18 protein-coding genes are annotated in these 8215 nt (G+C 63.4%); 2 read left to right on the forward strand and 16 right to left on the reverse strand.

Translation table 11 applies throughout. The annotated features are described in order from the left end of the window. From ACN4JJ_RS20840 to ACN4JJ_RS20910, 15 genes are all read right to left on the reverse strand, one after another. On the reverse strand, nucleotides 1–433 hold a 433-nt coding region (locus ACN4JJ_RS20840; protein WP_440711809.1), incomplete at its 3' end, for a DUF7666 domain-containing protein. Further along, on the reverse strand, nucleotides 430–612 hold the full coding sequence (locus ACN4JJ_RS20845) for a hypothetical protein (RefSeq protein WP_440711810.1): 183 nt from the start codon (nucleotides 610–612) through the stop codon (nucleotides 430–432). The genes ACN4JJ_RS20845 and ACN4JJ_RS20840, both read right to left, overlap by 4 nt. Beyond that, nucleotides 609–797 (reverse strand): hypothetical protein, encoded by a 189-nt coding sequence (locus tag ACN4JJ_RS20850; RefSeq protein ID WP_440711811.1) that lies wholly within the window; start codon nucleotides 795–797, stop codon nucleotides 609–611. The genes ACN4JJ_RS20845 and ACN4JJ_RS20850 overlap by 4 nt, the downstream gene beginning before the upstream one ends. A gap of 3 nt (nucleotides 798–800) precedes the next feature. After that, nucleotides 801–1028 carry a hypothetical protein gene (locus tag ACN4JJ_RS20855; RefSeq protein ID WP_440711812.1) on the reverse strand — a complete coding sequence of 76 codons (228 nt, stop codon included), beginning with the start codon at nucleotides 1026–1028 and terminating at the stop codon, nucleotides 801–803. 160 nt (nucleotides 1029–1188) lie between these two features. Then, nucleotides 1189–1407: a hypothetical protein gene (locus ACN4JJ_RS20860; protein WP_440711813.1), complete on the reverse strand. Its 219-nt coding sequence runs from the start codon at nucleotides 1405–1407 to the stop codon at nucleotides 1189–1191. A 228-nt stretch (nucleotides 1408–1635) separates the two neighbouring features. Then, on the reverse strand, nucleotides 1636–1977 hold the full coding sequence (locus tag ACN4JJ_RS20865; RefSeq protein WP_440711814.1) for a hypothetical protein: 342 nt from the start codon (nucleotides 1975–1977) through the stop codon (nucleotides 1636–1638). Beyond that, nucleotides 1974–2531 carry an RNA ligase family protein gene (locus tag ACN4JJ_RS20870; RefSeq protein ID WP_440711815.1) on the reverse strand — a complete coding sequence of 186 codons (558 nt, stop codon included), beginning with the start codon at nucleotides 2529–2531 and terminating at the stop codon, nucleotides 1974–1976. The genes ACN4JJ_RS20865 and ACN4JJ_RS20870 overlap by 4 nt, the downstream gene beginning before the upstream one ends. After that, a complete protein-coding gene (locus ACN4JJ_RS20875; RefSeq protein ID WP_440711816.1) occupies nucleotides 2528–2980 on the reverse strand; it encodes an AAA family ATPase in 453 nt (150 codons plus the stop codon). Before ACN4JJ_RS20875 ends, ACN4JJ_RS20870 begins: the two co-directional genes overlap by 4 nt. Beyond that, nucleotides 2977–3318: a hypothetical protein gene (locus ACN4JJ_RS20880; protein ID WP_440711817.1), complete on the reverse strand. Its 342-nt coding sequence runs from the start codon at nucleotides 3316–3318 to the stop codon at nucleotides 2977–2979. The genes ACN4JJ_RS20875 and ACN4JJ_RS20880 overlap by 4 nt, the downstream gene beginning before the upstream one ends. A 3-nt stretch (nucleotides 3319–3321) precedes the next feature. Then, nucleotides 3322–3555: a DUF3039 domain-containing protein gene (locus ACN4JJ_RS20885; RefSeq protein ID WP_440711818.1), complete on the reverse strand. Its 234-nt coding sequence runs from the start codon at nucleotides 3553–3555 to the stop codon at nucleotides 3322–3324. 173 nt (nucleotides 3556–3728) lie between these two features. Further along, on the reverse strand, nucleotides 3729–4250 hold the full coding sequence (locus tag ACN4JJ_RS20890) for a hypothetical protein (protein WP_440711819.1): 522 nt from the start codon (nucleotides 4248–4250) through the stop codon (nucleotides 3729–3731). Next, nucleotides 4247–4471 (reverse strand): hypothetical protein, encoded by a 225-nt coding sequence (locus ACN4JJ_RS20895; RefSeq protein WP_440711820.1) that lies wholly within the window; start codon nucleotides 4469–4471, stop codon nucleotides 4247–4249. Before ACN4JJ_RS20895 ends, ACN4JJ_RS20890 begins: the two co-directional genes overlap by 4 nt. A gap of 421 nt (nucleotides 4472–4892) precedes the next feature. Then, nucleotides 4893–5033 carry a hypothetical protein gene (locus ACN4JJ_RS20900; protein ID WP_440711821.1) on the reverse strand — a complete coding sequence of 47 codons (141 nt, stop codon included), beginning with the start codon at nucleotides 5031–5033 and terminating at the stop codon, nucleotides 4893–4895. A 401-nt stretch (nucleotides 5034–5434) separates the two neighbouring features. Then, nucleotides 5435–5632 (reverse strand): hypothetical protein, encoded by a 198-nt coding sequence (locus ACN4JJ_RS20905; protein ID WP_440711822.1) that lies wholly within the window; start codon nucleotides 5630–5632, stop codon nucleotides 5435–5437. Further along, a complete protein-coding gene (locus ACN4JJ_RS20910; protein ID WP_440711823.1) occupies nucleotides 5629–5841 on the reverse strand; it encodes a hypothetical protein in 213 nt (70 codons plus the stop codon). The genes ACN4JJ_RS20905 and ACN4JJ_RS20910 overlap by 4 nt, the downstream gene beginning before the upstream one ends. A gap of 27 nt (nucleotides 5842–5868) precedes the next feature. Here ACN4JJ_RS20910 and ACN4JJ_RS20915 point away from each other — a divergent pair, with 27 nt between their 5' ends. Together ACN4JJ_RS20915 and ACN4JJ_RS20920 are read left to right on the forward strand one after the other, a co-directional pair. Further along, the gene (locus tag ACN4JJ_RS20915; RefSeq protein WP_440711824.1) at nucleotides 5869–6345 is read left to right on the forward strand and encodes a hypothetical protein; all 477 of its coding nucleotides are present in this window, start codon (nucleotides 5869–5871) and stop codon (nucleotides 6343–6345) included. After that, nucleotides 6308–6718 (forward strand): ImmA/IrrE family metallo-endopeptidase, encoded by a 411-nt coding sequence (locus ACN4JJ_RS20920; protein ID WP_440711825.1) that lies wholly within the window; start codon nucleotides 6308–6310, stop codon nucleotides 6716–6718. Before ACN4JJ_RS20915 ends, ACN4JJ_RS20920 begins: the two co-directional genes overlap by 38 nt. On the opposite strand, the gene ACN4JJ_RS20925 is transcribed toward ACN4JJ_RS20920, so the two are convergent. Then, nucleotides 6669–7973 (reverse strand): site-specific integrase, encoded by a 1305-nt coding sequence (locus tag ACN4JJ_RS20925; protein WP_440711826.1) that lies wholly within the window; start codon nucleotides 7971–7973, stop codon nucleotides 6669–6671. The two genes, ACN4JJ_RS20920 and ACN4JJ_RS20925, sit on opposite strands and share 50 nt — an antisense overlap. Nucleotides 7974–8215 lie beyond the last annotated feature (242 nt).

Consider the following 8215-nt stretch of genomic DNA (forward strand, 5'->3'; position numbering starts at 1 on the left):
CACCGGAGTCCCCGGAGGCGGTGGCCGCACCGTTCACCTCATCTGTCCCTGCCTGCCCGTTCTGCGCCTTCGTCGTCGCGCCCTTGACCGGGTGGGAGTTGGCGAAGACGAACTCCACCTGCGCCTTGATCAGGGCCGGAAGGGAGATGCTGGCGCCGATCTTGATGCTTCGGCCGGCGACCTTCGAGTCTTCGTTCTCGCCGGTGCGGGGCCCGGTGACTTCTGCGAGCTCGACGCGGTGGTAGATGGAGCGGCTCGGCGGGTAGTAGCGGAGAACATCGATGGGTTGGGTGACTGCGTGGAAGCCGGTTCCGCAGAGAACGGCGGGGCCCTCCTGTGTGTACGTTTCCCCTTCGACGTACTGGAAGCCTCGGCACTGCAAGTTCTGGTCGAAGCCTTTGAAGGCGGTGATGGTCTTGGTGGGGGTGGTCATGTTGTGCTCCGTTCGGTTCGGCCGGCGAGGGCCCAGAGGCCGAGGCATGCGATGGCGAGGATGATGAGGGTGAAGGGGCCACCGGTTGGGGTGACCCATGGGTTGAACTCGATCCGCCCCCAGAGGACTGCGGCGGCGGCAAGGATGACGGCGAGTGCGAGGAGGGTGCGTTCGATCACCGTTCGACCCCCGGCCACTCAGCCGTTGACGGGTCGAACCGCTCCACGTAGTAGCTTTCGGACTGGTAGTCGGCATTTCGGGTGCGTACGTCAGCGTTGGCGCTGGACAGTTCCGCGTAGCGCGTGATGACGGACGAGCCACCGCCTGGTCGCCGCACTTTGACAAGCCAAATGGTCTGGGCCATCGGTCACTCCTCTGCGAGCACAACCCGGAATGCGGTGGACCCGCCCCCGTGGTTGGCGTTCAACTGGTCGGCTTTGTCTTGGGCTTCCGTGTAGTCGGTGTAGCCGCCCCAGCCGAGGTCTGTTTCGGTTTCGTCACCGTTGAATGAACGGTGGAGTTCGATGACCTCGTACACCGGTCTGGTGTCGGGGCCGTCGTAGAGGTCGGCTTCGAGGATCGCTTGGGCGCTCACGGTCAGGTCCCCCATTCGTTGTAGCGATTCGGCCACTGCGTCGTGAGATCCAGGCGTGGCTCCTGTTTGGTTGCCGGGCAAGAAGTGCACTTGTACCGCAGAACCCGCCCGAACGGATGCGGTGATGTCATGACCCACGAGTGCACGTGATTGCGCCTATTCATGGGGTTTCCTCGATGATCTTGATGTCCCACCCGTCTCGGAGGTACACCGACTCTGTGACCGTCACGTGCCCGAACCCGGCGAGCTCGAGGTGCAGGTAGCCGCCCCCGAATTGGCCGATCTCTGTCACGGTGCCGACTTTGCGTTGGGGGCCTCGTCTGGCGTCGATGGGGTCGCCGAGCTTGTAGACGACGGGTGCTGCTTCGATCGTGGTCACGTCGGGACCTCCTGGGTTGTGTAGTGGGCGCACGTGGTCGCCTTGGTGTTGATGTCGAAGTAGGTGATGGCGCGGAAGTAGAGGCAGTCCGCGCACACCTTCATCGCGTGCACGTCGCCCACCAGATCGTGATGAGGCAGCCGCCCCAGCAGATGACCCCGGCCGGGATAGCAAAGAGGGCGCCACGCGCGAAGCGGACGCCCTCTCGGGATGGTGACTCGATGGCCGTCATGCGACACGCCACACGGTCTGCGACTTACCCGAAGTCGGTGATGTCTCCCGAACCTCGTCGTCACCATCCATCACCGGCACGATGAGCCCGGCGATGCGCAGTTCGGAAAGGCGTCTCCTGAGCGAGTACACGTCCGTGACCGAGGGCCACCCGTTCATGTACCGGAGCTCGTAGTAGGCCTGCTCGAGACGGAACGCGGGCCGGGGGTCCTCCATGAGGAGCAGGAGGAGGGCGGCGCGGATGCGTTCGGTGTTGGTGCTGTTGGCGACGATCGCGGATGCGAGGTGGGACGCTTCCGGGTCGTTGGTGTGGGCGGTGGGCGGGAACGTGGTGGTCATGCTGCGAGCCCCTTCGGGATGTCATCGTTCTCGGCCAGCACCTTGAAGAACGTGCGGGCAGCAGACAGCCACACCACAATCCCCTCGGGGCGGTCGAAGCCCGGTGCGGCGTACGAGCCATGCGCTTTGAGATCCGCGAGGGTCTCTTCGATGACGGCGGTGGAGAAGTTGTCCATGCGCAAGATGGGGACGACTCCGAGGCCCTCCACGTCTTGCAGATCGACGGGGGTCCACCGGCCGGTGTTGAACAGGGAAAAGCGCTTGTCGCCCCCGGTGAGGCCGTAGCCGCGCTGGATGCCTGACCCCCACCACTCGCCGAAGTGACGGCCGGGACCGAGGGTGTCTACGAGCGCGCCCGCGTTCTCGTACGCCCACCGGGCGAACCCGTAGTTGTCAGCGTCGGGTGTGATGAGCCTGTTGCGGGACTGGGCTGCCACGCGGCCGTCTTCCGTGATGATCACCGCCGCGTTCGTGCCGTCGATCTTCTCGCTGATGTACATGCCCCGGTTGAGGCGGGGGATCTTGGGGAAGGGTTCGAAGTCGATTTCGGTCATGCTGCGGTCCTCTCGGGGATGTCGATGGCCGGGAACTGGCCGTTCTTGAGGTAGCGGTCGAAGAAGCCGCGGATCACGTCAGCGCCCACCTGCCGGTCCCGGTTCAGGTCTCGCAGCACCGCCTCATCGAAGGAGATGTAGAAGTCCTTCACGACCACCTGGTACCGGTGGTGCTCCGCAAGGGTGAACAGGTGCTTCAGGAAGCGCGGGTTCAGGTTCGTGTTGTCCAACACGATGTCGAAGTCCGCGACCATCAGGGCCCGCACGGACCCGTTCTGAACGAACGTGACCGCCCGCTCATCGCAGCCGTGGTGCACCCCGAAGAGTTGCATGCGGATGTCGTCACGGTTCACCCGCGCTCTGCTGGCCGGGTCTTCAGCGACCCACTCGCGGGCCCACTGAGACTTCCCGGCACCGGGCACACCCCGGGTGATGATGAGTTGCTTCACGCGGGCACCCCCTCGAAGACGGTGGTGATGTTGCCCACTCTCAATGCGGGCGCGAATGCCGTGTCGCTGTGCATTGTCCCCGCGCCCCCGAGGGCCGCCCACACGTTGGCGCTGAGGCGCGTGTAGTGGAAACCCACCTTGTCTCTGACGATGGCGCCGAGATTCGTGGGGAGCTCGTACGGCGGGTCAACCTCTTCCCACTGATCGCGGAAGAACACGTTCTCGGTCGCGAAAGGCGCGAATCGCAGCTGCCACGACTCATCATCGGAGTGGTTCAGTTCGGCGGGCGGGAGCACCACATTGGCGTCGCTCTTGGAACGCAGGGTGATCGTGGTCATGCGTCAGTCCTCCATCTGTTCGTAGATCTCTTTGCACGTGGGGCACACCGGGTACTTCTTGACATCCCGGTCGAGGCGGTCGGTCTTCCCGCACAACGCCGTCACAGGGGTTCCTTCGAACCACATGGCGGTCAGGTCTGCCGCGGCCACGTAGTGCGCGAACCGGTCGTGGTCGCCGTCACTCGTCGCCGTGTGCGCGATGGTCTCGGTGCGGGTGTCTTCGAGAAGAAGAGTCATGTCGCCCTCCTAGGCGGCCAGTTGAAACACGGGATGTTTGGACACGGACGGGTCGGGCGGTTGGCAGTTCACGCAGATGCCGTCCCGGGCGAGCGGGTACCGGTTGTCACCGCAGATGCGGCAGTTCCGGTCAGGGATGCTTCGGTGGTACGGGGGGATTCGAACTCGAACTCTCATGCGTTGACCGCCTCTCTGGGAAACAGTTCCCACAGTTCTTGCTGCGACCACAGAATGGTCTTGATGGTCGCCGCCCCATCCGCCGAGAATGCGACAGGAACAGCGATGCGCCGGCCCATCCACACCCACGACTCGTGCAGGTCTGACCACTGGATCGACTCCGGGCATTTGAGGACGAACGCGAACTCCTCAGGGGTGATCCCCACCTGGTGCTTCATCAACGTCATCCGTTGAATCGCATGCTGGGACGGGGTGGTTCTGGCGAGGTCGAGGACGGGTTTCGGGCCGCCAACCTTCCGCGCCCGCACCGCCGACCGGGTGACGATCTGCCGCGGCTCCGCAACCTCCCGGACGAACCGGCGCGCTGACGCCATGGAGATGCCGTCCGGGATGTGGATCTGCTTCCCGTCCGGGAAACACCACCTGGTGCCGTGATCGACACGGGCGACGACTTCGGCGCCGCGTTCCTCGAAGCGTTGCTTCACGTACTTGCGAGGGTCCTTGATGTAGCCGCTCATGCCCACACCACGTCCCTGCGGAGACCACGCGCAATCTTCGATCGCTCGATGTACTCCTCCGTAGCGGCGAACCGGCGCTCGTAGCCAGGCTCGGGCACTAGAGGGTCATCATCGGAGGCCCAACGGTTCACGTAGGCATAGACCGGAGCCGCGATGACCGCTATTGACCATCCGTCGTAGACGCCGGGGATCTCGATGGTGTAATCAACGTTCGATGCCATCTGACACCGCCTCTCGTTGGGCTCGGGCGTTCAGCACCGCGAGCTCGGTTCGGGCCCGCACCAACCCCACACGGGCCGACTCAGGCAGATTCGTGACCCGCTCAGCGGATCGGATGTACTCACGCAGCACCCGCGACCTCGCGCACGTGGCCACGACCGGCGCCGAAGCGCGGGCCGCCTGCTGCGTGACGCCCCTCCGGTAACTGCCCGAATTCGGGCCGTCATGAGCGGCACCCGACTTGCGGCGCATCTCAGCACGGTTGTTCTCATCACCCCTCCGGTCACCCGGAGTGCACGCCACCTTCACGACTTCCCCATTCGGGTGACGCAGCAGATAGTGGCCGCGACCATCGAAGCCCTCGTTCACGAACCCGCACCGGGCCCCGTAATCGAGAAGCTCCTTCGCTCTCTTGTTCACGGCCTAGAAGTTGTGGCGCTTGCGCTCACGGGCCGACAGGCCGGGGCGGGAGTTGATCTTCAGGAGAAGCTGTTCCCAGGTGAGCGCGTCGTGCTCCGCCTGGCGTTCCTTCGCCTGTGCCTGCTTCAGTTCCTTCGATTTCATGGGCTCTTGCCTCCATCTCGTGAGCGGTGTTGCTCGTGACCGGCCGGGGAGTCGAACCCCGCGAATGTTGCCGACTGGTACAGGTCGGCCCGTTCCGGCCCAGGTACCCCGCCCTAGCCCTGCATGACGAGAAGTGGAGGGGGACCCGAAACTTGCGAACAACGACCGCCTCAACGCCCATCAGGACTTGGCGGCCATCCAGCCCTTCACCACCGATAGCGACCCCTAACCAGTGGGGTGCTCGAAGCGGTTCCGAACCTTTGTCTGTGTTGTGTTGTACCCATTCCCTTGCGCCAGAGTCAGTGGGGCAGGAATGCGCTTGTGGTGCTGATCCGGGCGTCCGAAGGCGCGACGAATAGTGGCCCCGCCGCCGTTCAAAACGACGAGGCCCAGATGCCTGGCTAGGCGGGTCTCACATCAGGAAGGGAGCGGAGCCACCGCAACCCCTCCTCGAGGGTGATCAGCGGCTTTCGCTTAGCCGGATACACCGGCACCAGCTCATCCGAATTGATCGCCCCGTACACGGTGGACACGGACAGGTCCACGGCCTCCGCAAAATGCGGGATCGTGTACGCGAGCTTCTCGGCCGCGGCGTTCACGCAGCCACCCCGTTCAGGAACGAGCCGGCGCTCAACGAAAGAAAGCCACCGACAGCGACGAGCTCACTCGGCATGAACGGGGACACGCCGGCCAGGCGCTCGTTCAGAGTGGACTCGTCAATGTCGGTGGCTTGTGCGACCGTCTGGGTGTCAACCCCGATGAGCGCATGCCGCACATTGGCGGTGATGGCTTCGTCTCTTCTATCCATGGCTACAGAATACATATCCATAGTGATGTGTGCAAGGCCATGCTGGAATTATTTACGGCCACGCCGAAATCGCGCATGTCTATAGTGATAGGCATGCCTCGCAATATTCAGACCACGGACGCTGATCGCGCCATCGCCGCAATCATCAAGGGGTACGCGCGAACCCTCGGCGTCACCCAAGATGAGATCGCCGCCACCACCGGAATACCGCTCGTCGGAGTGCAGCGCCTCTTCAGCGGCAAGTCCGCTTGGAAGACATCGCAACTGCTTGATGTCGCCGCCGCCATAGGGGGCCCCAAAGACGCCTCCACCCTCCTCGATGAGGCCGTAGCGTTCATCCCTCACCTGCCCGCAGTGTCGGAGGCTGCGACTACAACTGATGACCTAGAGCGGAAGCGTCGGCAGCGCCAAGCCGCAGCAATGACCGTCGAAGAGTTGGAGCAGTTGAGTGGAGCAGCTACCCGGGATGCAGAGTTGGATTCCGACGAACCAGACCTACCCTGAGGTTGGCCGCGGGTACGATCCATTTGCGCACGCTCACGAGCTCGGCATTGAGGTCATATTCAGGCCGATTCGCACGGAGAACGAGAAGTGGTTGCCCGAGTATCAGACCCTTGTCATTAGATCCACGATGCGAACGGTTCACAAGCGGTCGGCAGCAGCGCACGGCATAGCGCACGCGCTACTGGGGCACCCAGACGACAGGCCAAAGTACGAAATCCAGGCCGACCGGGTTGCGGCTGACAATCTTATTGACCTAGACGAGTGCTTAGATCTGATGAAGTGGACGCCCGACTGTCACCGGCTCGCGCTCGAGCTCGGGGTCACTACTCGGCTAATGCGAGTGTTTCTGAACGTGCATCGACTCGCCGCATGATGTAGTCCGACAGTTGCACCATGCCCCCGGTGAGGCGTTTCTTGTTTCCGCGGGTCTTGTAGCGCATCGTCTGCTCCCACGTGGAGTGTCCGATGATCTCCTGGATGAGATCCTTTTCGACGCCGGCCTCAAGGAGAAGGTCAACGGTGGTGTGACGGCCGTCGTGGAAGCGGACCTGCGGGACGCCTGCGCGGGAGAGGAGATCGTGCCACCAGTCCTGAACGCGGCGGGGGTCAATGGGGTCACCCTCGGGGGTGTGCCAGACGAGGCCGTGGGGGTTCGGCTCGTCGGCAGTGCGTTCGAGGTGCTGACGCAGGATCGGGCCCAGCGGGTCAACCAGGGGAATGACACGCCAACCCGAGGAGGACTTCGGGCGGGTCAACCAGAGGCCACCTTGAATGTTGCGGCCCTCCCAGTCGTCGGGGTGGCTGATCTTCCGTTTGCGGCAGTCGGCGCCGAGCTTCCGCCCGCACCACGGGTTGCACCCGTGCTCCCATGTCAGGCGTTGCAGCTGCCACGAGATGTCGAGCGAGTCAGACACACGGTCAACCTCGAGGCCGCACAGTTCACCCGCGCGCTGACCGGTGAACAGCACAGCCCACCACAGGGCCTCGTACCGGTCTCCCAGCGCTTGCTGCAACACTTTCACGCCCTGCTCGAGAGTGAGTGCTGTGAGTTCGTTCGGAGCCTTCCTCGGGGCGGACACGAGGGTGGCAACGTTACGGCCAACACGCCCGTCAGAGACGGCGACCTTCAGCGCCCCGGACAGGATGCGGTGATTCAGTCGCGCCGTCGTGGACGACAGGCCCTTCTGCGCAATCGACGCGTGCATGCGGCGCACATCGGCAGGCGTCAGCTTTTCGAGCGGCTTCGCCCCGATCGCCGGCACGATGTGGTTCTTGATCTGCGACTTGTAGTTGTTCGAGGTCTTCGGCGAGACCTCGAACACGCAGACGGTGGTGAACCATTCGTTCAACCACTGCTCCACGGTGATGTCCCGGGTGGGGAGGTCGCCGCGCTTCTTCAGTTCGTTCTGCATGTCGCGCATCTTCTCGATGACGACAGCCTTCGACTTGGACCGCACCTTCTTGGAGCGGCGCGTGCCGTCGTAGGAGGGGAGCTCAATCCGGGCGGTCCAATATCCGCGCCCGTCTTTGAAGATGGAGCCTTCGCCCTTACCGCGAACCATGCTGGTGATGTCTCCTGTGTAGGGAGGCTGCGGGAGCGTCATTGCTCCCAGCGCCTCTTCTGTCATGGGCGGTCCACATTCCGTCGCTCAAAACGCCGACGTGCTGTGGTCTTCTCCTGATGAACTGCATGTGCCTGTTCATGGTTCCTTCCGGCCAAGGTAGGTGTACCCAAAAGGTGGACTCTTAGTTTTGTTCCACCACGTGCCCCGGTGGGCCCGCATGGAAACAATATACGTCGATCGAGACGCAAAGCAAGTCGCTATGGATGTTTTCTTCTGACTACGGATCAGAAGGCCAGGGGTTCGAA

The organism is Herbiconiux dendrobii (genome assembly GCF_052048175.1).
Taxonomy (GTDB): domain Bacteria; phylum Actinomycetota; class Actinomycetes; order Actinomycetales; family Microbacteriaceae; genus Herbiconiux.

Excerpts from the sequence above, each read along its gene's own strand:
- ACN4JJ_RS20920 (WP_440711825.1), top strand. The coding sequence starts at position 6,308 with ATGCAGAGTTGGATTCCGACGAACCAGACCTACCCTGAGGTTGGCCGC.
- ACN4JJ_RS20890 (WP_440711819.1), bottom strand. The coding sequence starts at position 4,250 with ATGAGCGGCTACATCAAGGACCCTCGCAAGTACGTGAAGCAACGCTTC.
- ACN4JJ_RS20885 (WP_440711818.1), bottom strand. The coding sequence starts at position 3,555 with ATGACTCTTCTTCTCGAAGACACCCGCACCGAGACCATCGCGCACACG.
- ACN4JJ_RS20870 (WP_440711815.1), bottom strand. The coding sequence starts at position 2,531 with ATGACCGAAATCGACTTCGAACCCTTCCCCAAGATCCCCCGCCTCAAC.
- ACN4JJ_RS20850 (WP_440711811.1), bottom strand. The coding sequence starts at position 797 with ATGGCCCAGACCATTTGGCTTGTCAAAGTGCGGCGACCAGGCGGTGGC.
- ACN4JJ_RS20925 (WP_440711826.1), bottom strand. The coding sequence starts at position 7,973 with ATGACAGAAGAGGCGCTGGGAGCAATGACGCTCCCGCAGCCTCCCTAC.
- ACN4JJ_RS20900 (WP_440711821.1), bottom strand. The coding sequence starts at position 5,033 with ATGAAATCGAAGGAACTGAAGCAGGCACAGGCGAAGGAACGCCAGGCG.
- ACN4JJ_RS20910 (WP_440711823.1), bottom strand. The coding sequence starts at position 5,841 with ATGGATAGAAGAGACGAAGCCATCACCGCCAATGTGCGGCATGCGCTC.
- ACN4JJ_RS20865 (WP_440711814.1), bottom strand. The coding sequence starts at position 1,977 with ATGACCACCACGTTCCCGCCCACCGCCCACACCAACGACCCGGAAGCG.
- ACN4JJ_RS20880 (WP_440711817.1), bottom strand. The coding sequence starts at position 3,318 with ATGACCACGATCACCCTGCGTTCCAAGAGCGACGCCAATGTGGTGCTC.
- ACN4JJ_RS20895 (WP_440711820.1), bottom strand. The coding sequence starts at position 4,471 with ATGGCATCGAACGTTGATTACACCATCGAGATCCCCGGCGTCTACGAC.